The sequence below is a fragment of the Ruegeria sp. YTSA168 genome, from assembly GCF_059610045.1.
Genome location: NZ_JBXWMW010000001.1, coordinates 1 through 21863, shown reverse-complemented (window position 1 = coordinate 21863; position 21863 = coordinate 1). Strand labels below are relative to the sequence as shown.

The 21863-nt window shown below is 57.7% G+C and carries 21 protein-coding genes and 1 tRNA gene; 10 read left to right on the top strand and 12 right to left on the bottom strand.

The genetic code is table 11. The features are described from left to right. Positions 1-7: 7 nt before the first annotated feature. The 3 genes from AC2FFE_RS00110 to AC2FFE_RS00100 are packed head-to-tail and all read right to left on the bottom strand — an operon-like array spanning position 8 to position 1607. On the bottom strand, positions 8-358 hold the full coding sequence (locus tag AC2FFE_RS00110) for an MliC family protein (RefSeq protein ID WP_496818324.1): 351 nt from the start codon (positions 356-358) through the stop codon (positions 8-10). After that, positions 355-750 (bottom strand): cell division protein ZapA, encoded by a 396-nt coding sequence (locus AC2FFE_RS00105; protein ID WP_496818323.1) that lies wholly within the window; start codon positions 748-750, stop codon positions 355-357. The genes AC2FFE_RS00110 and AC2FFE_RS00105 overlap by 4 nt, the downstream gene beginning before the upstream one ends. Beyond that, positions 750-1607 carry a hypothetical protein gene (locus tag AC2FFE_RS00100; protein WP_496845544.1) on the bottom strand — a complete coding sequence of 286 codons (858 nt, stop codon included), beginning with the start codon at positions 1605-1607 and terminating at the stop codon, positions 750-752. Before AC2FFE_RS00100 ends, AC2FFE_RS00105 begins: the two co-directional genes overlap by 1 nt. 235 nt (positions 1608-1842) lie before the next feature. Between AC2FFE_RS00100 and tkt the strand changes: the two genes are divergently transcribed. Continuing rightward, complete coding sequence (gene tkt, locus AC2FFE_RS00095; protein WP_496845543.1) at positions 1843-3864, top strand: transketolase; 2022 nt, start codon at positions 1843-1845, stop codon at positions 3862-3864. A gap of 49 nt (positions 3865-3913) precedes the next feature. Here tkt and AC2FFE_RS00090 read toward each other — a convergent pair whose 3' ends face one another. Together AC2FFE_RS00090 and AC2FFE_RS00085 are read right to left on the bottom strand one after the other, a co-directional pair. Then, the gene (locus tag AC2FFE_RS00090) at positions 3914-4714 is read right to left on the bottom strand and encodes a thioesterase family protein (protein ID WP_496845542.1); all 801 of its coding nucleotides are present in this window, start codon (positions 4712-4714) and stop codon (positions 3914-3916) included. Positions 4715-4800: 86 nt separating this feature from the next. Then, positions 4801-5772 carry a DUF808 domain-containing protein gene (locus AC2FFE_RS00085; protein ID WP_496818320.1) on the bottom strand — a complete coding sequence of 324 codons (972 nt, stop codon included), beginning with the start codon at positions 5770-5772 and terminating at the stop codon, positions 4801-4803. 183 nt (positions 5773-5955) lie between these two features. Between AC2FFE_RS00085 and gap (AC2FFE_RS00080) the strand changes: the two genes are divergently transcribed. The 3 genes from gap (AC2FFE_RS00080) to gap (AC2FFE_RS00070) all read left to right on the top strand — a co-directional run bounded on the left by gap (AC2FFE_RS00080) (position 5956) and on the right by gap (AC2FFE_RS00070) (position 8267). After that, entirely contained in the window at positions 5956-6957 is a 1002-nt protein-coding gene (gene gap / locus AC2FFE_RS00080) for a type I glyceraldehyde-3-phosphate dehydrogenase (protein ID WP_496818319.1), read from the top strand. A 72-nt stretch (positions 6958-7029) separates the two neighbouring features. Further along, on the top strand, positions 7030-7173 hold the full coding sequence (locus AC2FFE_RS00075; protein ID WP_496818318.1) for a hypothetical protein: 144 nt from the start codon (positions 7030-7032) through the stop codon (positions 7171-7173). Positions 7174-7262: 89 nt separating this feature from the next. Continuing rightward, a complete protein-coding gene (gap, locus tag AC2FFE_RS00070; protein ID WP_496818317.1) occupies positions 7263-8267 on the top strand; it encodes a type I glyceraldehyde-3-phosphate dehydrogenase in 1005 nt (334 codons plus the stop codon). Here gap (AC2FFE_RS00070) and coaD read toward each other — a convergent pair. From coaD to AC2FFE_RS00055, 3 genes are all read right to left on the bottom strand, one after another. Beyond that, positions 8259-8750 carry a pantetheine-phosphate adenylyltransferase gene (coaD, locus tag AC2FFE_RS00065; RefSeq protein ID WP_480549388.1) on the bottom strand — a complete coding sequence of 164 codons (492 nt, stop codon included), beginning with the start codon at positions 8748-8750 and terminating at the stop codon, positions 8259-8261. The genes gap (AC2FFE_RS00070) and coaD overlap by 9 nt on opposite strands. 83 nt (positions 8751-8833) lie before the next feature. Beyond that, complete coding sequence (locus AC2FFE_RS00060) at positions 8834-9271, bottom strand: CBS domain-containing protein (RefSeq protein ID WP_496845541.1); 438 nt, start codon at positions 9269-9271, stop codon at positions 8834-8836. Positions 9272-9329: 58 nt separating this feature from the next. Beyond that, positions 9330-10232, bottom strand: a complete 903-nt coding sequence (locus AC2FFE_RS00055) for a LysR family transcriptional regulator (RefSeq protein WP_496845540.1) — start codon at positions 10230-10232, stop codon at positions 9330-9332. Between the two features lie 103 nt (positions 10233-10335). Between AC2FFE_RS00055 and AC2FFE_RS00050 the strand changes: the two genes are divergently transcribed. Together AC2FFE_RS00050 and AC2FFE_RS00045 are read left to right on the top strand one after the other, a co-directional pair. Beyond that, positions 10336-11835, top strand: a complete 1500-nt coding sequence (locus tag AC2FFE_RS00050; protein ID WP_496818315.1) for a CoA-acylating methylmalonate-semialdehyde dehydrogenase — start codon at positions 10336-10338, stop codon at positions 11833-11835. Between the two features lie 212 nt (positions 11836-12047). Then, positions 12048-12632: a L,D-transpeptidase gene (locus AC2FFE_RS00045; RefSeq protein ID WP_480541763.1), complete on the top strand. Its 585-nt coding sequence runs from the start codon at positions 12048-12050 to the stop codon at positions 12630-12632. A 68-nt stretch (positions 12633-12700) separates the two neighbouring features. Here AC2FFE_RS00045 and AC2FFE_RS00040 read toward each other — a convergent pair whose 3' ends face one another. Then, complete coding sequence (locus AC2FFE_RS00040) at positions 12701-13177, bottom strand: fasciclin domain-containing protein (RefSeq protein ID WP_480549395.1); 477 nt, start codon at positions 13175-13177, stop codon at positions 12701-12703. A 71-nt stretch (positions 13178-13248) separates the two neighbouring features. Then, positions 13249-14100 (bottom strand): class I SAM-dependent methyltransferase, encoded by an 852-nt coding sequence (locus AC2FFE_RS00035; RefSeq protein WP_496845539.1) that lies wholly within the window; start codon positions 14098-14100, stop codon positions 13249-13251. Between the two features lie 140 nt (positions 14101-14240). Here AC2FFE_RS00035 and AC2FFE_RS00030 point away from each other — a divergent pair, with 140 nt between their 5' ends. The 4 genes from AC2FFE_RS00030 (at position 14241) to mmsB (ending at position 18536) form a co-directional block, all read left to right on the top strand. Further along, positions 14241-15356: a carboxylate-amine ligase gene (locus AC2FFE_RS00030; RefSeq protein WP_496818312.1), complete on the top strand. Its 1116-nt coding sequence runs from the start codon at positions 14241-14243 to the stop codon at positions 15354-15356. A gap of 113 nt (positions 15357-15469) precedes the next feature. Continuing rightward, positions 15470-16606: an acyl-CoA dehydrogenase family protein gene (locus tag AC2FFE_RS00025; RefSeq protein WP_496818311.1), complete on the top strand. Its 1137-nt coding sequence runs from the start codon at positions 15470-15472 to the stop codon at positions 16604-16606. A 13-nt stretch (positions 16607-16619) separates the two neighbouring features. Beyond that, a complete protein-coding gene (locus AC2FFE_RS00020) occupies positions 16620-17660 on the top strand; it encodes an enoyl-CoA hydratase/isomerase family protein (RefSeq protein ID WP_496818310.1) in 1041 nt (346 codons plus the stop codon). 3 nt (positions 17661-17663) lie between these two features. Next, entirely contained in the window at positions 17664-18536 is an 873-nt protein-coding gene (mmsB, locus tag AC2FFE_RS00015) for a 3-hydroxyisobutyrate dehydrogenase (RefSeq protein WP_496845538.1), read from the top strand. Between the two features lie 87 nt (positions 18537-18623). On the opposite strand, the gene uvrA is transcribed toward mmsB, so the two are convergent. Further along, positions 18624-21482, bottom strand: a complete 2859-nt coding sequence (uvrA, locus tag AC2FFE_RS00010; RefSeq protein WP_496845537.1) for an excinuclease ABC subunit UvrA — start codon at positions 21480-21482, stop codon at positions 18624-18626. A 176-nt stretch (positions 21483-21658) separates the two neighbouring features. Further along, a tRNA-Asp gene (locus tag AC2FFE_RS00005) sits at positions 21659-21735 on the bottom strand. Positions 21736-21863 lie beyond the last annotated feature (128 nt).

Here is a 21863-nt window from a genome sequence, read left to right as displayed (position 1 = left end):
TCCATCCTTAACGGCTGGTACAGTTCTGATAGATAATCTGCTCGTCGGCGGCACCTTCTGTCGCCGCATAGCTTATGCTTGCATCCCATCCTTTTGAGCGCAGGATATACGTCCCGTTGGTATTGACGGATTCATAGCGAATGCCCGACCCGCTTTCGACCTGACGCATCGAGACAAGGGTGTTGTCCAAGACCGTCGCCGCAGCGCCAGACCCATCTGCGGCGTTAAAGTAGGTCACAGGCAGCGGCACGCCATTCTCACAGGTGAAGCTCACGGTCAGAATGTCGATTTCTGCGGATGCACCTGATGCAGACAGGGTCAGAACGGCGGTACAGGCCAAAGATCGCATAATGGTCATTGGGATTTCTTCTCCTCGATCACGGAAGCCAAGGCTTCGGCCCGTGCGGCCAGTTCGGCCAATGTGTCAGTTACCGACGGGGGCACCACGGCTACTTCAACCCGTTCCGGCTCTGGCGCAGGTGCGGCGCGTAACGTGTTCAGCTCGGCCTGAACCTCGGCCAGTTTGCTTTCCAATGCCTTGACCTTGTCATCCGTCGCTGCGGTTTTGTCGGCCAGCATCAGCCCTGCCATCAACAGCATCCGTGCCTCGGGCATCCGGCCAATCTGATCTGATAGAACCTGCGCTTCGTCATCCAGCATCTTGGCGGCGCTGTGCAGAAACGCCTCTTCCCCGTCCTGACAGGACACTTCAAAGCCGCGTCCGCCGATATGAATGGTCACTTCGGGCATCACTCTACCTCACCTTCTGCCAGTTCCGCTTTGCTGAGCAAGGGCTCAAGCCGGGCGAGAATGGCATGTGCCTGGGACGCATCCGAGGCCTGTTCCGCGCGGGTCGCCTCCAGTTCAGCAGCCGTGGCCTGATCCAGCAATTCAACGACCGAAAGCCCCTGCTCTGCTGCCCCGCGCAATTCATCAAGCGAGCTTTGCAGCATCGCGTTCGCCTTGCGCATCCGTTGCAGATCGCTGTCCAGACGCGACATTGCCGCCCCATGGCTGGCCCGTTCGGCACGCAGCATATCAAGTTCGGCGTTCAGATCATCCACCCGTTCGGTATCGGCAAGTTCTGACCGCAGCCGGCTATTTTCCGCCTCAATCTGTTTGGATTGTTCCACCAGCACCCGCAACTGATCCAACTCGGCCTGGATGGGCGCAGTATCGGCCAGCATGTCCATTTCTGATCGAAGCTGCGCATTCTCGGATTTTAAAGCGTCAAGCTCTTCTGAATTTTCCAGCGCCTCTTTGGCCTCGGCCAGTTCCAACCGGGCGGCTTCAACGCTTGCAAGTTTGGTCGATGCTTCCGCCAGCTGTTCGCGCAGCCCCTCGACCTCGGCGTTGTCACCAGACGATGCCTGCGCCTGATCCAGTTCAGCGCGCAGGCTGTCCATTTCCTGATCATGCCGTTCTTTCAGGGACTTCAACCGCTCCTGCAATTGGGCATTGGCGACCCGCTCCTCCTCAAGCGCGATCTTCAGGCTGTCATCCACCGGTTCGCCGCCGGGGGCCGCGTGCTGCATGGCATCGACACCTGCGCCGATACGCTCCATCGCGGCGATGATGCGATGCTGTAGTTCCTCGATTTGGCTCATGCCCCTGTCACCTCTTTATCAAGGTTCGTTCTGTTGCAGGGCGATCCGAATCAACATCACGCCCGGCCTGCGCCTAGTCTAGCGGAATGCGATGGAAAATACCCACTGTTTGGTTTCAACAACTTGGACTGCGCTGTTGAAGCACAAACCCTATGCAAAACCCGGTTCTACTTGCACTTTGAGGGCTGGATGGTATTGAGCCGCAATCTGCATGTAATCCAAAGGAACAACGCCCGTGGACCTGACTGCGCTGCGCAATGCAAACCCCGAACACTGGGACAAAGCTGCGGCCATACGCACCCTGACCCTTGACGCCGTCGCCGCCGCAAATTCCGGCCATTCCGGCATGCCAATGGGCATGGCTGATGTCGCGACCGTGCTGTTCGAGAAGCACCTAAAATTCGACGCCGCAAACCCCGGCTGGCCCGACCGCGACCGGTTCATCCTGTCCGCCGGTCACGGCTCAATGCTGGTCTATTCACTGCTCTATCTCACCGGCCACGCGGATGTGACTTTGGATGAGATCAAGAACTTCCGCCAGTTAGGGGCCAAAACTGCGGGCCACCCGGAAAACTTTCTGATCAACGGTGTCGAAACCACCACCGGCCCGCTGGGTCAGGGCATTTCGAACGCTGTGGGCTTTGCCATGGCCGAGGAAATCCAGCGCGCCCATTACGGCAAGAAGGTGGTCGATCACTACACCTATGTGATCGCAGGCGACGGCTGCCTGATGGAAGGCGTCAGCCAGGAGGCGATCACTCTGGCCGGTCGCCACGAACTGGGCAAGCTGATCGTCTTCTGGGACAACAACAACATCACCATCGACGGCACCGTCGATATCGCAGACCGCACCGATCAGGTGAAACGCTTTGCCGCTTCGGGCTGGCAGGTGATCGAGATTGACGGGCACGATCCCGAGGCGATTGACGCGGCCATCGCCAAGGCCAAAACGTCGAAAAAGCCGACGATGATCGCGTGCGAAAGTCATATCGCGCTGGGTCACGCGGCGCAGGACACCTCAAAAGGTCACGGTGCGCTGACGGATCAGGATCAGCTCAAGGCGGCCAAGGCAGCCTATGACTGGCCGCATGATGCGTTCGAAATCCCGGCCAATGTGAAATCCGCATGGGAAGCCATCGGTGCCCGTGGTGCCTCCGAGCGCGCCGCCTGGGAAGAGCGTTTCGCGCAGCTTTCCGAACGCAAGCAGGCCGATTTCAACCGCGCCTATGCGTTTGAAGCACACAAAAAGCTGGCTGGAGCAATCCGTTCCTTCAAGAAACAGGTTTCAGAAGAGCAGCCGAAACTGGCCACCCGCGCCTCGTCCGAAAAGGTTCTGAACGTCGTGAACCCGATCATGAACGAGACAGTTGGTGGCTCGGCCGACCTGACCGGTTCGAACAACACCAAATCGGCTGACATGGGTGTATTCCTTCCCGAAAACCGCAAGGGTCGCTACATCCACTACGGTATCCGCGAACATGGCATGGCCGCTGCGATGAACGGTATGGCGCTGCACGGTGGCATCCGCCCCTACGGCGGTACCTTCATGGCCTTCACCGACTATGCTCGCCCGTCGATGCGTCTGGCCGCGCTGATGAAAATCCCGTCGGTCTTCGTGATGACCCACGATTCGATCGGTCTGGGTGAAGACGGCCCGACCCACCAGCCGGTCGAGCATCTGGCGATCAGCCGCGCGACGCCGAACACCTATGTGTTCCGCCCCGCCGACACCGTTGAGACCGCTGAAGCCTGGGAACTGGCGCTGACCTTCAAGGACAGCCCCTCGGTTCTGTCGCTAACCCGTCAGGGCGTGCCGACCGTGCGCAAGGATCACAAAGCCAAGAACCTGACCGCCCAAGGCGCTTACGTTCTGGCCGAGGCCGAAGGCAAACGTCAGGCGATCCTGATCGCCACCGGATCCGAGGTTTCGCTGGCGATGGAGGCCAAAGCGTTGCTTGAAGGCGAAGGTATCGGCACCCGCGTCGTCTCGATGCCCTGCATGGAGCTGTTCGCGCAGCAGGATGAAACCTATCGCAAGCGCGTTCTCCCTGCGGGCCCTGTGCGCGTCGGTATCGAGGCCGCCGTGCGTGCCGGTGGTTGGGACCGCTGGCTGCTGGGTGAACGTGGCCGCGAAGCCAAGGCGGGCTTCATTGGCATGTCCAGTTTTGGCGCCTCGGCCCCTGCGGGTGAGCTGTACAAGCATTTCGGCATTACGGCTGAGGCGACAGTTGCGAAGGTCAAAGATCTGCTGGGCTGATCCCCGCCTGAAAACGTCAAAAGCCCCGGTCCAGACCGGGGCTTTTTTGTTAGACGAAAATGATAACCGACTGCATCCCGTCAACGACCAGAGCACCGTCAGTATTCCAGACCCGCATGACCTGAGAACTATAGCCATCGCGCCCGGCGGTCAGTTGATGCTCCAGCATGAACCAGCCGTCACGTGTTTGAATATCTTCGGCCAACACATTGAAAATCCAATTCATTGACGAGTTTGGACCGGGTTTCTTCAGCGTTGGATAGATGGCAGGTGGCGGCAGATCAGCCACCGAGATTAACCCTTCCATCCGGTCCCACATACGCGGGTCTTTATGTCGGGCCCAAAGGCGCAGGTATCCTTTCTCGGCACCCGAGAACGGCAACGCGCCCTCGATCAGCCGGACATCGAAATTCTGAAGGAACGGGATAGGAGGTCTGGGCAAATCTGGCGGGAAGTAAGTCCCTGTGCCCTCAGGGTCTTCCGCAGGTTTGGCCGGGTAGTCAAACGCGACATGGCTATCCTGAGGATGACCAAAGGAAAACGTCGCCATGGCTGCGACTTTCCCGTCGATCTGAGCGCGGGCATTGACGATGGTCACATTCCGCCCCTGTCGCAGCACCTCTGTTCCGATGATCGGTGAGGTTCCAATCGGTGCGGTGAAATTCACCAACGCCGAGCGCAAGGGTGGCAAATCCTTATGCTGCGCGCGAACCGCATCCAGCATAAGCGCGGAAGAGAACCCGCCAAAAGTGGTCCGGCCCTGCATCCAGTTGGATGGCACAGGATAGCTCAGACCATCGCCCGCCGGCGTTCGGCTCTCAAGAACCTCGGTTAGGGTATGTGACGACATTTGAATTCCAGTTCTTGTGTTTCAGGTCACAGCGTATCTGCTGTTCGGCTTGCGACCACAACGACCCGACGTCACAAACAGGGTTTTCAGTGCTGTTTGCTCGACCCTGAAACCATCCCCATCAACGGAGCAACGATCCTGGTTGCCACCGGGATCAGCGCCAGCCCATAGACCAATCCGAAAATGCCATCCATTGTTGCCTTGGAGATCCACTCCACTGCTCCGACCCATTGCTCGGACACCATATGACCAATCGCATGAGCCCAATCGTGGATATGGTGACCCAGCCAGCCATAGCCCAGCACTTCAAGCCCGTGAATCACAATCGACCCACCAACCCAAAGCATCGCGGCAGTGCCGATGATCGACAGCAGCTTCATCACCACAGGCATGGCCTTGACCAATCCGCGACCGATGCCGCGGCCAATCGGCGTTGGCGCATTCCTCGCAAGAAACAGCCCAACGTCGTCCATCTTCACGATCAGTGCGACCGAACCATAGACAGCCACGGTCACCCCGATCCCGACAACGGCCAAGGTCGCGGCCTGCATCCATAGGTTCGGCGCCTCAATCGCCGCCAGCGCGATGGTCATAATCTCGGCGGACAGAATGAAATCAGTCTTGATCGCGCCTTTGACCTTTTGTTCTTCTAAATGGCCAGGGTCGCGATTCTTCATATCCTCGTCGATAACGTGGCTGCCATGGGGAAACAGCACATGGAATATCTTCTCGGCCCCTTCGAAACATAAATATGAGCCTCCGATCATCAGCAACGGCGTAATCAGCCACGGCGCAAAATTGGCCAGCAACAATGCGACGGGCAGCAACAGAATCAGCTTGTTGAAAAAAGACCCGCGCGCAATGCGCCAGATGATTGGCAATTCGCGTGCGGGGGCAAAACCCTGAACGTATTTCGGTGTCACCGCCGCGTCATCAATAATCACACCCGCCGTCTTGGCCCCAGCCTTACCTGCGGCAGCTACAACATCGTCAACCGAAGCTGCCGCAACCTTGGCGATCCCCGCCACATCGTCCAAAAGGGCCAACAGACCGCTCATCGCGCTTCCTTTCCTGTCACCTGTCGCGTTTCGGACCCTACCCGATCCAACAGCTAGCGCAAGCGTTAGCGCAATCGGGACAGGTTTGCGCTAACACCTTCAAAATATGCTATTTTTGCCCTTTTGAGACTCGGGTTTCACCGCTATATGCCCAACAACGCAAGCGCATTCTGGAGACATGTTATGACCATCAAGGTCGGGATTAATGGTTTTGGCCGCATCGGCCGCTGTACCCTATCGCATATCGCCGCCTCGGGACGCAACGATATCGAAGTAATCAAAGTCAACGCCACCGGCCCGCTGGAAACCTCGGCGCATCTTCTGAAATATGACAGTATTCACGGTCGTTTCCCCCGCGACGTCTCGATCGAAGGCAACACCATGGATCTGGGTCGCGGCCCGATGCAGATGTTCTCGACCTACGACATGAACGAACTGGACTGGGAAGGCTGTGATGTCGTTCTGGAATGCACCGGCAAGTTCAACGATGGCACCAAAGCAAAAACGCATCTCGAACGTGGTGCACAAAAGGTCCTGTTGTCTGCGCCCGGCAAGAACGTCGACAAGACCATCGTGTTCGGTGTGAACCACAACACTTTGACCGCCAATGACAACATGGTCTCGAACGGCTCCTGCACCACCAACTGCCTTGCTCCGCTTGCCAAGGTCTTGGACGAAGGTGTTGGCATCGAACATGGTATCATGACCACGATCCACGCTTATACCGGTGACCAGCCGACGCTGGACCGCCGCCACAGCGACCTGTACCGCGCGCGTGCAGCCGCCATGTCGATGATCCCGACCTCGACCGGTGCCGCTGCAGCATTGGGTGAAGTTCTACCCAATCTGAAAGGCCGTCTGGACGGCTCGGCGATCCGCGTTCCAACCCCGAATGTTTCGGCCGTAGACCTGAGCTTCCGCGCCGCGCGCGATGTCACCGTCGAAGAGGTTAACGCCATCGTCGAAGAAGCCGCCAAGGGCCCGATGCAACGCGTTCTGGGCTTTGAGCCCGCCCCGCTGGTTTCAACCGATTTCAACCATACCGAAGAAAGCTCGATCTTCGCGCCGGATCAGACCCGCGTGGTCGACAACCGCATGGTGCGTGTGCTGGCCTGGTATGATAACGAATGGGGCTTTTCGGTGCGCATGGCCGATGTGGCCGTTGCAATGGGCCGTCTTAACTGACCCTTTGCACATCGCTTGTACCTTCGGGCCCGCTCAGGTTATCTGGGTGGGCCTTTTTCGTTCGGGGAAAGAATGACAAATCAACTCGCTATATGGCTTGGGCTTCTGCTCCTTGGCGCGGTGATTCTGGACTACGCACTGTTCGGCCCTGAACATTTGGTGTTTCTCAGCAAAAAGCTTTACGCGTTTCTGGACTGGATTGCCTTCTGGCGGTGACGGATGTTTTGCTTGACATTCGTGCCAATCTGCCATTGTTAGCGCTAACCAAGCCCCGTATCGGGGCCAGCTGACGAACGGAGCGTGACATGACACTCAAACTGGCAATCAACGGCTTTGGACGGATCGGGCGCGGTGTTCTGCGGGCCTTGATGGAAACAGGCCGCACAGATGTGCAGATCGTCGCAATCAACGATCTGGGAAAACCGGAAATGAACGCGCATATGTTCGAATTCGACAGCGTGCATGGCCGCTATCCAAACAAAGTCACGCTGACCGAAGCAGGCCTGGATGTTGGTGCAGGCCCCATCCGCCTGACCAGCGAGCGCGATCCCGAAGCGCTGAACTGGTCTGACGTCGACGTGGTTCTGGAATGCACCGGCGTCTTCCGTACCCGTGAGGCGGCAGAACGTCACCTGAAGAACGGATCGAAGAAAGTACTGATTTCGGCCCCCGCACGCGGTGATGGGGGTGTCAAAACCGTCGTCTTCGGCGTGAATGATCACGAGTTGACGGCAGCAGACACGATCGTCTCGAACGCATCCTGCACCACCAACTGCCTGTCTCCGGTCGCTGCGGCACTGGATGCTGGGCTGGGCATTGTGCATGGCAATATGACCACTGTACACGCCTACACGGCCAGTCAACCCGTTCATGATAACGCGGGTAAAGACCCTTACCTTTCACGCGCCGCTGCCCTATCGATGATCCCGACCACCACCGGTGCGGCTTCGGCTGTCGGTCTGGTGCTACCGCAGCTTGCAGGCAAACTGACCGGTCAGGCGATCCGGGTCCCCACGCCGAATGTCTCGGTCGTTGATTTGGTGGCCGAAGTGTCACGTCCAACCACCGAAGAAGAAGTGAATGCCCTGTTCGTCGAGGCAGCAGCAAAGATCCCCGGCGTCCTGGCTGCGGAATCTCGCCCGCTGGTCTCGATCGATTTCAACCACGATGCCCACAGCTCGACCGTGTCGCTGGATGAAACCAAAGTCACGGACGGCACTTTGGTGCGCGTGCTGGCCTGGTATGACAATGAATGGGGCTTTTCAAACCGTATGCTGGACACCGCCGCCGCAATGGGCGCGCTATCCTAAACGGTCTTTCAGAGCGTCATTCACGCGGGGCGTGACGAATTTCGACACGTCCCCGTTCAACCGCGCGATTTCCTTCACCAGTTTTGAGGCAATCGCTTGGTGCCGTGCTTCGGCCATCAGGAAGACGGTTTCAATCGTATCATCCAGCGCCCGGTTCATACCAACCATCTGGAATTCATATTCAAAATCCGCAACGGCCCGCAGCCCGCGCACGATGATCTGCGCATCGACATCGCGAGCACAATCGATCAGCAGATTCTCGAACGGATGCGCAACAATCTCGGTCCCGGTCTGCTGGGTCAACTGGGCGCATTCCGCCTCGATCATGGCCACACGTTCTTCCAAGGTGAACAACGGTCCTTTGTCACGGTTGATCGCGACACCGATCACCAATTTGTCCACCAGCGCAGCGGCCCGACGGATGATATCAATATGACCCAAGGTTATCGGATCAAAAGTTCCTGGATATAATCCAACCCGCATCAGGCTCTCCCGCGCAATAAAATTTCTGCGCTAGCAAACATAACTTTGCCGCAGGTGCAAGGGCTTGAAGCACCCCTATCCCGTTAGTGACCCATGATCATCCCTTGCAAGGCGTCTTTCTCCATGGCCAGTTCTGCAAGCTGTGCCTTGACCACATCGCCCAGCGTGACAATCCCGATCAGCTTGCCATCCTCAACCACCGGCATATGGCGAAAGCGACCTTCGGTCATACGGGACATGATGTCCTGCACGGTCGCCTGTCGCGTCGTCGTCACCAGTTCCTTGGTCATGTACGAACTGACGGGTTCGTTCAGACATCCGCTGCCGCTGACAGCCAGTTCGCGGACGATATCTCTTTCAGACAGGATACCCGCCGCCGTTTGACCACCATCTTCCGAGACAATAACAGTACCGATCCGTTTTTCTGCCAGAATTTTCGACGCGTCAGAAACCGTCGCCGAAGGTTTGACGGTAACAACGCCTTCCGTGGCTTTTGACTTCAGAATGGCCTGAACGAGCATATAGAACACCTCCGGAATAATAATCTGTTCCAAAGCGTTGCGCGATCAGGGCAACCTGTCAAGCTGCTGTGGCAGCTTCTAGCCGGGCGACCTCTTCCCGAATGCCCTGGGTCAGGGCCTCGGCGAACCGATTCAAACGCTCATTCCGCTGATCGCCCTGATGCCGAACCAGGTGGAAACTGCGCGTCAAACTCACCTGATCCTTTAGGATTTGCCGCAAGTTGAGGTGGAACGGCAACGTGAAATCATGCGCGACGCACACACCGGTTCCCAGTGACACCTGCCGCAACTGAACAGAGACCGAGTTCGACGCCAGCGCAACGCGGTCGATACCTATGTCGTTCAGATAGTCCAGCTCTCGGTCAAAGATCATGTCCGGTATGTACCCGATCAGGCGATGGCCCTGCAGGTCAGCAACCGAGCAGATCGGGTTGTGACGGTCCAAATAGTCCTGCGCGGCCACCATGTGCAGCTGGTAGTCACAGATTTTCTGAACCAGCAATTTCCCAGCTGTCGGCGCGCTGACCGTGACAGCCATATCCGCCTCGCGCCGGGACAGGTTGATAATCCTAGGCAATGCAAGGATTTGAATATCCAGGTCAGGATTCGCATCGCTGATTTGTGCACAGACCTGAGGCAACAGATAATTGGCTGATCCATCCGGTGCACCGATCCGAATTTGTCCGCTGAGCGATTTGGTGGAACCGACCACGGCCCCTGTGGCGGCGCGCATCGCCTCTTCGGCCTGTTGTGCATGATCGAGCAAGCGTTCCCCTGCGGTCGTTAACATGTAGCCTTGCTGAGATTTGGTAAACAATGGCGCGTCCAGATTGGCCTCAAGCCGTGCAATGCGGCGACCGACCGTTGCAGGATCGATCTTTAGGATGCGGCCCGCCGAGGACAGGCTTTCCTCGCGCGCGACAGCCAGAAAAATCCTCATATCATCCCAATTTGGGTTCATGATCTACCTTTTGCATTTTTGCAAAGCGCTTTTGAATTATTGCCTCTGTTCAGGTCATTTCTGCAAGCCTATTCTGCGCGCAACAGATTCAGAGGAGTTTTCGATGCAAGACCTGACCCATTTCCTGAATGGCGCGTATGTTGCCGGTACTTCGGGCCGGTTTGACGATGTCTTCAATCCTGCAACGGGCGAAGTTCAATACAAATGCCCGATGGCCAGTGCCGCCGAAACCACGGCAGCGATTGAGGCCGCCGCCGCAGCGCAACCAGCATGGGGCGCGACCAACCCGCAGAAACGCGCACGTGTCATGATGGCAATGGTCGGCCTGATGAACCGCGACATGGACAAGCTGGCCGAAGCGCTCAGCCGCGAGCACGGCAAGACCATTCCGGATGCAAAGGGCGATCTGCAGCGTGGTCTGGAAGTGATTGAATACTGCATTGGCGCGCCTCAGATGCTGAAGGGTGAGTTTACCGACAGCGCAGGCCCTGGCATTGACATGTATTCGATGCGTCAACCTTTGGGCGTTGTCGGCTCAATCATGCCGTTCAACTTCCCGGCAATGATGCCTCTGTGGCACGTGGGTCCCGCCCTGGCCTGTGGCAATGCCGTGGTTCTTAAACCGTCCGAGCGTGACCCTTCTGTCCCTCTGATGCTGGCCGAACTGTTCATCGAGGCTGGCTTGCCCGCAGGTGTATTCCAGGTGGTCAATGGCGACAAGGAAGCCGTCGATACCATCCTCGACAGCGAAATCATTCAAGGCGTCAGCTTTGTGGGCTCGACCCCGATCGCGCAGTACATCTACAGTCGCGCAACCGCCAACGGCAAACGTGCGCAGTGTTTTGGCGGTGCCAAGAACCATATGATCGTCATGCCAGACGCTGACCTGGATCAGGCGGCAGACGCGCTGGTCGGCGCTGGTTTTGGTGCGGCAGGCGAGCGCTGCATGGCAATTTCAGTCGCCGTCCCCGTTGGCGAAGAAACCGCGGATCGCCTGATCGAAAAGCTGATCCCGCGTGTCGAAAAGCTGAAAGTTGGCCCTTACACTGCGGGTGACGACGTCGATATGGGCCCGGTTGTAACCGGTGCGGCAAAAGAGCGTATCCTCGGCCTGATCAACTCGGGCGTTGAGCAAGGCGCGAAGCTGGTTGTCGACAATCGTGATTTCAGCCTGCAGGGCTATGAAGATGGCTTCTTTGTCGGCCCGCACCTGTTTGACCACGTGACGCCCGACATGGACATCTACAAACAAGAGATCTTTGGCCCGGTTTTGTCGACTGTCCGCGCCGGTTCCTACGAAGAGGCGATTGGCCTGGCAATGGATCACGAATACGGCAATGGGACCGCGATCTTCACCCGTGATGGTGACACCGCCCGTGATTTTGCCAGCCGGATCAATATCGGGATGGTTGGCATCAACGTGCCGATCCCTGTTCCACTGGCCTATCACACCTTCGGCGGCTGGAAGAAATCCATGTTTGGTGACCTGAACCAGCACGGCCCGGACAGCTTCAAGTTCTATACCCGCACCAAAACCGTGACCGCGCGCTGGCCGTCGGGAATCAAGGAAGGTGGCGAGTTTAACTTCAAGGCCATGGACTAAGCCTTTAAAGTTTATCCCGAAAAAAAGAAACCGGCCTCATCAGGGCCGGTTTTTTTTGTGCAAAGACTTGCCGAACTATTGGGATAGTCCTGTGCCCTCACGATAAATTCAAGCCACTTGGGCTGGAATTCAAAGCCCTGCGGAAATATCTTACACGCGATTTGTTGATCGAGCAGTTTGAATAATCGGAGGCCGAATTGTCCAATTCCCGCATGACCCGCCGCTCTGCCCTGTTGGGCGCAGCGTCCGTCCTGGCGACGCCCGCGTTGTTGCGCGCCCAAAGCCTGGATGCCTTTCCGCAGGCCGAAGACCCGATCAGCACGCAACCCCCGGTGCGCCGCAATGTATCCTCATTCTCACAGCAGAATTGGCAGGATCACTTTGACGAATTGGGCTCTGGATGCTTACTGGCGGATATCACCAGCCGCGCTGTGCATTACTGGGGGCCTGACGGGACCTATAAGCTGTACCCAAGCTCCGTTCCTATGAGCGAAGAACTGACAAAACGCGGCTATACCAAAGTGGTGCGCAAAGCCGAAAACCCCAGCTGGACCCCGACTGCATCAATGCGGGAACGAGATCCGTCGCTGCCTGTACGAATGGATGGCGGTGATCCCGGCAATCCACTGGGCACCCGCGCAATGTATCTGGGTTGGCCCGCCTATCTGGTGCACGGCACGCATGACACGCGTAAGATCGGACGTCAGAGCTCGTCCGGCTGCATTGGTCTTTACAACCAGCATGTTGAAGAACTGTATCCGCTGGTGCAGGTCGGCACGCAGGTGCGTCTGGTCTGAAACGCGATACCCAAGAATCAGCAAAGCCCCGGCCATCAGGACCGGGGCTTTTTCGTGAGTGGTGGCGATTACTCCGGCAGCATCACTTCGTCGATCACGTGGATCACACCGTTGCTGGCCTCAATATCTGCCTGGATCACCTCGGCGCCGTTGACCTTGACGCCGTTTCTGGCATTCACGCTCAGGCGGTCGCCCTGCACGGTCAGAACCTTCGCGCGCTTGCCTGCGATATCGCCCGACATGACTTTGGCCGGAACCACGTGATAGGTCAGAATCGCGACCAGTTGATCCTTGTTTTCGGGCAACAGAAGGCTTTCAACGGTGCCTTCGGGCAGCGCAGCAAATGCTTCATCGGTTGGTGCGAATACAGTGAACGGGCCATCCCCCTTCAGCGTATCGACCAGTCCGGCGGCCTGAACGGCTGCAACCAAAGTGCTGAACGATCCGGCCGAAACGGCGGTGTCGACAATGTCAGCAGCTTGGGCCTTTAGCGGCATGGCAAGTGCGATTGCGGCGGCAGCGCCCATAAACGTACGACGAAACATGGCTGTCTTCTCCTCTCCAGCTTGTTATGGAAAGGGGTACGGGCCTTGTTCCAAGCCGGATCACTTTGCGATCACCGTTCCTTGATCTGAACCCAAATGCTCTGCGCCCTACCATCGGCCAGAAACGGCAGTGCCTCGACCGCATCGGGACGATCCTGTTGCAGGTAATACCCCGGCCAAAGCATTGAAAACGCGCCCGATTGCAGCATTGCGTGTAGCATGTACTGCTCACCCCAGCCCGGACAGTCATAAAAGAACCGCTTGGGATATTCATAGGGCAAAAAAACATCGTGCACGTGGATCACGACACCTGGTTTCAGAGCAGGAATGACCCGACAGAACAGGTGCGCTACGTCGTTGGACATCCGCACGACATGGCTGGAATCGATAAACAGGACATCTCCTGCCTCAAGCTGGTCGAACAGCGCCGGGTCCACGTCCTCCAGCCGTTTTTGTTCGAACGCATCGACCACATGAGCGATATCGGCGCGGGGATAGGGGTCAATGGCCGTGATCTTTGTGTCCAGATCACCATCGATGATCGCCTGCCGCGTCACACGGGTTGAGTTCCCGCACCCGACCTCGATCATCCGATTTGGCTGGAACCGACGGATCATCAGATACAAAGCATCCGCATCCGGGCTGTCGTAATAGCCATTGCCGATGCGATAGCCGGTTGTGTTGCGCGCGGGGTCTTTCAGCGCGGCCAAAGCCTCCCGATGCTGCGCAAATTCCTGTTTCAGCGGCTCAATATCAAACATCTCCATTCCCGGCGATAAGGCATAGGCCGGGCGGGTCAGACCCCCTGCCCGTTCAAAGGTTTCGAGCCGTGCACGCTCCTCCCGCTCGGTGACCTTGTCGATCAGTTTGACGCCAAAACGGTCCAACGCGGCATTAATCCGGGGGAATTTTCTGGGTTTCACGCGGCGGGCTCCGGTCTGAGGGGTAGTTACCGCTCCTTACCTGTGCAGGGCCGACCTCTGCAAGCGGCAGAACCCCAAACCCTTGGCAAAAGGCCAATTTCCGTATTCACTGGATCAACACGATAAAGAGAGGTCCGCCCATGCAGCAGGATTTCACGCTGGGCATCGAAGAAGAATATCTGTTGGTCGACCGCGACAGCCTGCAACTGACCGAGGCACCCGCCGCCCTGATGGAGGCCTGCCAGACCGATTTCGAAGGTCAGGTCAGCCCCGAATTCCTGCAATGCCAGATCGAAGTTGGAACCCGACCACATACCACCATCAAAAGCGCGCGAGAGGACCTTAGACGCTTACGATCCTGCGTCTCGGAACATGCGGCGCACTACAATCTCAGCCCAATCGCCGTATCCTGTCATCCGTTCGCCAATTGGAAAGACCAGCATCACACGCGGAAAGAGCGCTATGATGCCCTTCAACACGCACTGGGCGGCGTGGCGCGGCGCATGCTGATCTGCGGAATGCATGTGCATGTCGGGGTCGAAGATCAAGCGTTGCGAGCCGATCTGATGCCTCAGTTGTGTTACTTCCTGCCACATCTTCTTGCGCTTTCAACCTCGTCGCCGTTCTGGAATGGCGAAGATACTGGCCTGTCCTCGTACAGGTTGACGGTCTTTGACAACCTGCCGCGAACTGGCCTGCCCCCGGATTTCAGCGGCTGGTCGGAATACGAGCGGACAACCGGTGTTCTGGTTGAACTGGGCGTTATCGAGGACACGTCGAAAATCTGGTGGGATCTGCGCCCTTCGCATCGGTTCCCTACGTTGGAAACACGGATCATGGATGTGCAGCCACGGCTGGAACACACCTTGTCTTTGGCCGCTTTGGTTCAGGCCCTGACCCGGATGCTATGCCGCCTGAAAGCACGGAATCTGCGCTGGCGGCAATATGATCGTTTCCTGATCGGCGAAAACCGCTGGCGGGCACAACGCTATGGGGTCGGCGAGGGCCTGATCGATTTTGGGGATCGGTCCATCAAACCCATGGCTGATCTGGTGGGAGATTTGATGGGGCTGCTGGCCGAAGACGCCGAGGCCCTAGGCACCATGACCGAACTTGCCCGTTTGCGTCAGGTCGCCGAAACCGGAACCTCAGCCACCCGCCAGCGCCGCGTCCATGCCGAGGCTGTCGCCAAGGGAGAGGACCCAGGCCAGGCGGTTGTGCGGCACCTGATCGAAGAATTCCACGCGGACCTGTGAAACCACGCTGCGCCGATGTGGCTTAACGCCTGAGCGATTGCCGATCTTGAAAAATTTCTGTAACGATTGAGAAATAAACAACCGTTCAATTCAATGCCGACGGGAGGGTAGCAATGGATTTCGGGCTGACCGAGGAACAGACCGCGATTTTCGATATGGCCTATGGGTTTGGGCAGGAAAACATCGCCCCATTCGCACGGCAATGGGAAAGCGACGGCACCATCCCAAAAGAGCTTTGGCCCCAGATCGGCGAACTTGGATTCGGCGCGCTCTATGTGTCCGAGGATAGCGGCGGCTCGGGCCTGACCCGGTTGGACGCCACGCTGGTGTTCGAGGCTTTGTCGATGGCCTGCCCCTCGGTTGCTGCGTTCCTCTCGATCCACAATATGTGCGCCAAGATGCTGGACAGTTTTGCCAGCGATGACCTGAAATCCCGCATCATGCCCGAGGTGCTAAGCCTCAACACAGTCCTCAGCTACTGCCTGACCGAGCCGGGTTCGGGTTCGGACGCCGCCGCCTTGAAAACCCGCGCAGAACGCACGAACGAAGGCTACACGCTGAACGGCACTAAGGCATTCATTTCAGGCGGAGGGTATTCAGATGCTTATGTCTGCATGGTCCGCACCGGTCAGGACGGCCCCAAGGGAATCTCTACCGTCTATGTCGAGGATGGCACACCGGGTCTTAGCTTTGGCGCGCTGGAGCAGAAGATGGGTTGGAAAAGTCAGCCCACTGCACAGGTTCAGTTCGACGATTGCAAAATCCCGTCGGGCAATCTGGTCGGGGTCGAAGGCGACGGGTTTAAATATGCCATGATGGGCTTGGACGGTGGTCGTCTGAACATCGCCTCATGTTCCCTGGGCGCGGCACAGGCCGGGTTGGACATGACCTTGCAATACATGTCAGAACGCAAGGCCTTTGGAAAATCCATCGATCAGTTTCAGGCCCTGCAATTCCGCCTTGCGGATATGGAGATTGAACTGCAGGCCGCACGCACCTTTCTGCGCCAAGCAGCCTGGAAACTGGATCAGGGCGCGCCTGACGCAACCAAGTTCTGCGCCATGGCCAAGAAATTCGTGACCGAGACCGGGTCGAAGGTCGTGGATCAATGTCTGCAACTTCATGGCGGCTACGGCTATCTGGCCGACTATGGCATCGAAAAGCTTGTGCGCGATCTGCGGGTGCACCAGATATTGGAAGGCACGAACGAGATCATGCGCGTGATCGTTGCGCGCCAGATGATTGCATAAGGCTAAAGGGTCTATGTCCGATATCGACATTCGCACAACCGGGCGCGCCGGGCGCATCACACTGACCCGCCCTAAGGCGCTGAACGCCATGACTTATGACATGTGCATGGCCATCGACACTGCCCTGCGCAACTGGCGTGAGGATGATGCGGTTGATCTGATCATTTTCGATGCCGAGGGTGACAAAGCATTTTGCTCGGGCGGGGACATTGCCGAACTTTATCAGACAGGAACGCAGGGCAATTTCACCTATGGACAGACCTTTTGGCGTGATGAATACCGGCTGAACGCACTTATCTTTGAATATCCCAAACCTGTCGTCAGCTTCCTGCAAGGGTTCACCATGGGCGGCGGCGTTGGCATTGGCTGCCATGGCAGCCACCGGATTGTTGGCGAAAGTTCCCAGATCGCTATGCCGGAATGTTCTATCGGGCTGGTTCCTGATGTTGGCGGCACCCTGATGCTGGCTCTCGCCCCTGGCCGGTTGGGAGAGTTCCTGGGCACCACAGGCCATCGCATGGGGCCTGCCGATGCGATCCTTGCAGGCTTCGCCGATCACTTCATCCCACAGGATCAGTGGGCAGACCTGATCGAAATGCTGGAAGCCTCCGGCAATACCGATTTGATCGCAGAACACGCGGTAACACCGCCCAACGGCGACCTTGCCGATCTGCAATCCGAAATCGATGACAGCTTTGGCGGTGAAACACTTGGCGATATCCTCACCAACCTGCGTGGAAACGGATCAGAGTTCGCGGCGAAAGCGCTTGCCAAGCTCGAGCGCAACGCGCCGCTGTCAACCGCCTGCACGGTCGAGATGCTGCACCGCCTGCGCGGGGCCGCGCTGACCATGCATCGGGCGCTGGAAATGGAATACCGTTTCACCTTCCGCGCCATGCAGCACGGTGACCTGTTGGAGGGCATTCGGGCGCAGATCATCGACAAGGATCGCAATCCCCGCTGGCAATACGCGGATATGATCGTGCCTGCGGTCGCGGTTTCAAAGATGTTGCAGCCCCTGGGCAAGGACGCCCTGACTTTCGAGGAGGAATAAGTCATGCAAATCGGGTTCATCGGGCTGGGCAACATGGGCGCACCCATGGCGGCCAATCTGGCAAAAGCCGGCCATCGGGTGCGCGGGTTCGATACCGCCGAGGTCAGTGTCGATGGCGTGGAAGTGGCTGAAACCGCCGCCGATGCCGTTCATGGAGCCGATGTTGTTATAACGATGCTGCCAAACGGCGCTATACTCCGAGTTGTCGCAAATCAGATCATCCCTCATATGCAATCTGGCTCTACACTGGTCGATTGCTCCACCGTCGATGTCGACAGCGCGCGCGCCGTGGCTGATCAAGCCAATGCCACGGGCTTGCTATCGGTCGACGCGCCCGTTTCAGGTGGGATCGGCGGCGCCTCCGCCGGTACGCTTACTTTCATGGCAGGTGGAACCAATGAAGCCTTTGCCAAAGCCGCCCCCCTATTCGACATTATGGGTCAAAAGGCGGTGCATTGCGGCGAGGCCGGGGCCGGACAAGCGGCCAAGATTTGCAACAACATGATCCTCGGGGTTACCATGATCGCCACCTGCGAAGCCTTTGCCTTGGCTGACAAATTGGGACTGGACCGTCAAAAGATGTTCGATGTAGTCAGCACCTCATCTGGCTACAGCTGGACGATGAATGCCTATTGCCCGGCACCCGGCGTTGGCCCGACCAGCCCTGCAGACAATGGCTATCAACCGGGTTTTGCCGCCGAGTTGATGTTGAAAGACCTGCGCCTCAGCCAACAAGCCGCCGACAGCGCCGATGCGGATACCCCAATGGGCCAAGCCGCCACACAGCTTTACGAACAATTTGTCGAAACAGAAAATGGCCTGGGTCGGGATTTCTCGGCCATGCTGCCCAGGTTCGAGAAACGCGGTCGCAGCTAACGCGCTGCGATCCATCCTTCATCTCGCCAAAAACACGTCGGAGCGCGAGGCAGAGCCTCGCTTCCTTACCGACTAATACAATACACCCTACTCAGCCGCGACACGCGTCCCAGACAGCATGGGTTTGAGATACCGGCCCGTATGGCTGCGTTCGACCTCGGCCACGTCTTCCGGCGTACCGGTCGCCACGATCTCACCACCTCCATCGCCGCCTTCAGGGCCGATATCAATGATGTGGTCTGCGGTTTTCACAACGTCCAGATTGTGTTCGATCACGACAACGGTGTTCCCTTGATCGACCAATTCATGAAGCACTTCCAAGAGTTTACGCACATCCTCGAAATGTAGACCTGTCGTCGGTTCATCCAGAATATACAGCGTCCGCCCGGTCGAGCGTTTGCTGAGCTCTTTTGACAGTTTCACCCGCTGTGCCTCGCCCCCCGACAAGGTCGTGGCCTGCTGACCAACCTTGATGTAACCCAGCCCCACGCGCGCCAGAGCATCCATCTTGTCGCGGATCGAGGGCACCGCCTTGAAGAACTCCTGCGCATCCTCCACGGTCATATCCAGCACGTCAGCGATGGATTTGCCTTTGAACTTTATCTCCAGCGTCTCGCGGTTGTACCGTGCGCCTTTGCAGGTTTCGCAGGTGACATAGACATCAGGCAGAAAGTGCATCTCGATCTTGATGACGCCGTCGCCCTGGCAGGCCTCACACCGCCCCCCTTTGACGTTGAAGCTGAACCGCCCTGGCTTGTACCCGCGTGCCTTCGCCTCAGGCAGTCCGGCGAACCAGTCACGGATCGGGGTGAACGCCCCGGTGTAGGTCGCTGGATTGGACCGCGGCGTACGCCCAATCGGTCGCTGGTCAATGTCGATAACCTTGTCCAGATGCTCTAACCCTTTGATCGTCTCGCAAGGGGCCGGAGTTTGCCGCGCGCCGTTCAACCGCATCGAGGCGGTTTTGAACAATGTCTCAATCGTCAGTGTCGACTTCCCCCCGCCGGACACGCCCGTGACACAGACAAACTTGCTCAGCGGAAAATCTGCGGTCACATTCTTGAGGTTATTGCCCGTCGCTTTCACAACGGTCAGCTTCTTGCCGTTGCCTTTGCGCCGCTCAGTCGGGACCGCAATCTCGCGTGTTCCGGCCAGATATTGCCCGGTGACCGAGGCCGCATCTGCCGCAATTTCGCCCGGAGTACCTTTGCTGACAACCTGCCCGCCGTGCACACCGGCACCGGGGCCGATGTCGAAGACGTAATCCGCCTCGCGGATTGCTTCTTCGTCATGCTCGACCACGATCACGGTATTGCCCTGATCCCGCAGGTTCTTGAGCGTCCCCAGCAACCGATCATTATCGCGCTGGTGCAACCCGATAGAGGGTTCATCCAGCACATACAAAACGCCGGTCAGGCCCGAGCCGATCTGGCTGGCCAACCGGATACGCTGGCTTTCACCACCGGACAAAGTGCCACTTGAACGTGACAGCGTAAGGTATTCCAAACCGACGTTATTCAAGAACCCCAGCCGTTCGCGGATTTCCTTCAAAATAGCCCGCGCGATCTCATTCTTCTGTACCGAAAGATGGTTTGGTGCATCCTCAACCCAGGCCAGCGCCTCTCGGATTGACATCTCAACAACCTGCCCGACATGCAGACCGGCGATCTTCACGGCCAGCGCTTCGGGGCGCAGGCGATACCCTTCGCAGGTCCCGCAGGGACGATTGTTCTGATACCGCTCGAACTCTTCGCGAATCCATGCACTGTCGGTCTCGCGATAGCGGCGCTTCATATTCGGGATCACGCCCTCAAAACTACGGGTGACCTGATAGACCCGACCACCCTCGTCGTAACGGAACTGGATTTCCTCATCCCCCGATCCTCGTAGGAACACCTGTTGCACCTTCTTGGGTAAATCTTTCCAGGGGGTGTTCTTGTCGAACTCATAATGCCGTGCGATGGCCTCGATAGTTTGCAGAAAGTACGGAGACTTACCCTTCCGCCACGGGGCCAAGGCCCCATCATACAGTTTCAATGTCTGGTCCGGCACAACCAGCCGTTCGTCAAAGAACAGCTCCACCCCCAAGCCGTCACAATCCGGGCAAGCGCCAAACGGCGCGTTGAAGGAAAACAACCGGGGTTCGATCTCAGGGATAGTGAAGCCACTAACCGGGCAGGCAAAATTCTCGCTGAACGTGATACGCTCTGGGTCACCTTCACGCGGGGCCGTTTCCAGAACGGCAATGCCATCCGCCAGGTCCAAAGCGGTGCGCAGACTGTCAGCCAGCCGGGTCTCCATCCCTTCGCGGACCACCAACCGGTCGACCACCACGTCGATATCGTGACGGAATTTTTTGTCCAATGTGGGTGGTTCGTCCAGCTCGTAAAAGTCACCGTCGACCTTTACACGCTGAAAGCCCTGCTTGCGCAGTTCCAGAAACTCTTTCTTATATTCGCCTTTCCGGTCCCTCACGATGGGGGCCAGTAGATATCCCCGCGTCCCCTCCTCCATCTTCATGATCCGATCGACCATATCCTGCACCTGTTGTGCTTCGATCGGTAGACCCGTTGCGGGGCTATAGGGCGTCCCTGCCCGAGCGAACAACAGGCGCAGATAGTCGTAAATCTCGGTTACGGTCCCCACGGTCGAACGTGGGTTTTTCGACGTGGTCTTCTGCTCAATCGAGATTGCCGGCGAAAGACCACTGATGTGGTCCACATCCGGCTTTTCCATCATATCCAGGAACTGACGCGCATAGGCGGACAGGCTTTCGACATACCGGCGCTGACCCTCGGCATAGATCGTATCAAAGGCCAGTGAGGACTTGCCCGAACCGGACAGGCCGGTGATCACCACCAGCTGATCCCGAGGGATATCGACGTCGATCCCCTTGAGGTTATGTTCGCGCGCACCGCGCACTTCGATGTTCTTCAGCTCAGCCATTCAGGCCCCCAACCACATAAGTGTCCTAGAAATAGGCGAGCGGCGCTGAGTCTCCAACAGAAAAGTTAGAACAAAGGTGGAACTTTCGGATTATTGCCGACACATTCTGACAGCATGCAACGCAAACGCGCAGGGCACGGCCTGCATTTTGATGACATGATATGATCGAAGGAAAATGGCGCGGTTGACGGGGCTCGAACCCGCGACCCCCGGCGTGACAGGCCGGTACTCTAACCAACTGAGCTACAACCGCGCATTTTGGGTCTATGTCCGATCCGTTTGCCCGGATCAAAGGCTGGCAGTGATGGCGCGGTTGACGGGGCTCGAACCCGCGACCCCCGGCGTGACAGGCCGGTACTCTAACCAACTGAGCTACAACCG

Coding starts and splice junctions, on each gene's coding strand:
- mmsB (WP_496845538.1), top strand. CDS start 17,664: ATGCAAATCGGGTTCATCGGGCTGGGCAACATGGGCGCACCCATGGCG.
- AC2FFE_RS00110 (WP_496818324.1), bottom strand. CDS start 358: ATGACCATTATGCGATCTTTGGCCTGTACCGCCGTTCTGACCCTGTCT.
- gap (WP_496818317.1), top strand. CDS start 7,263: ATGACACTCAAACTGGCAATCAACGGCTTTGGACGGATCGGGCGCGGT.
- AC2FFE_RS00075 (WP_496818318.1), top strand. CDS start 7,030: ATGACAAATCAACTCGCTATATGGCTTGGGCTTCTGCTCCTTGGCGCG.
- AC2FFE_RS00090 (WP_496845542.1), bottom strand. CDS start 4,714: ATGTCGTCACATACCCTAACCGAGGTTCTTGAGAGCCGAACGCCGGCG.
- coaD (WP_480549388.1), bottom strand. CDS start 8,750: ATGCGGGTTGGATTATATCCAGGAACTTTTGATCCGATAACCTTGGGT.
- AC2FFE_RS00105 (WP_496818323.1), bottom strand. CDS start 750: ATGCCCGAAGTGACCATTCATATCGGCGGACGCGGCTTTGAAGTGTCC.
- AC2FFE_RS00030 (WP_496818312.1), top strand. CDS start 14,241: ATGCAGCAGGATTTCACGCTGGGCATCGAAGAAGAATATCTGTTGGTC.
- AC2FFE_RS00060 (WP_496845541.1), bottom strand. CDS start 9,271: ATGCTCGTTCAGGCCATTCTGAAGTCAAAAGCCACGGAAGGCGTTGTT.
- AC2FFE_RS00085 (WP_496818320.1), bottom strand. CDS start 5,772: ATGAGCGGTCTGTTGGCCCTTTTGGACGATGTGGCGGGGATCGCCAAG.
- AC2FFE_RS00100 (WP_496845544.1), bottom strand. CDS start 1,607: ATGAGCCAAATCGAGGAACTACAGCATCGCATCATCGCCGCGATGGAG.
- AC2FFE_RS00020 (WP_496818310.1), top strand. CDS start 16,620: ATGTCCGATATCGACATTCGCACAACCGGGCGCGCCGGGCGCATCACA.
- AC2FFE_RS00050 (WP_496818315.1), top strand. CDS start 10,336: ATGCAAGACCTGACCCATTTCCTGAATGGCGCGTATGTTGCCGGTACT.
- AC2FFE_RS00025 (WP_496818311.1), top strand. CDS start 15,470: ATGGATTTCGGGCTGACCGAGGAACAGACCGCGATTTTCGATATGGCC.
- uvrA (WP_496845537.1), bottom strand. CDS start 21,482: ATGGCTGAGCTGAAGAACATCGAAGTGCGCGGTGCGCGCGAACATAAC.
- gap (WP_496818319.1), top strand. CDS start 5,956: ATGACCATCAAGGTCGGGATTAATGGTTTTGGCCGCATCGGCCGCTGT.
- AC2FFE_RS00040 (WP_480549395.1), bottom strand. CDS start 13,177: ATGTTTCGTCGTACGTTTATGGGCGCTGCCGCCGCAATCGCACTTGCC.
- AC2FFE_RS00055 (WP_496845540.1), bottom strand. CDS start 10,232: ATGAACCCAAATTGGGATGATATGAGGATTTTTCTGGCTGTCGCGCGC.
- AC2FFE_RS00045 (WP_480541763.1), top strand. CDS start 12,048: ATGACCCGCCGCTCTGCCCTGTTGGGCGCAGCGTCCGTCCTGGCGACG.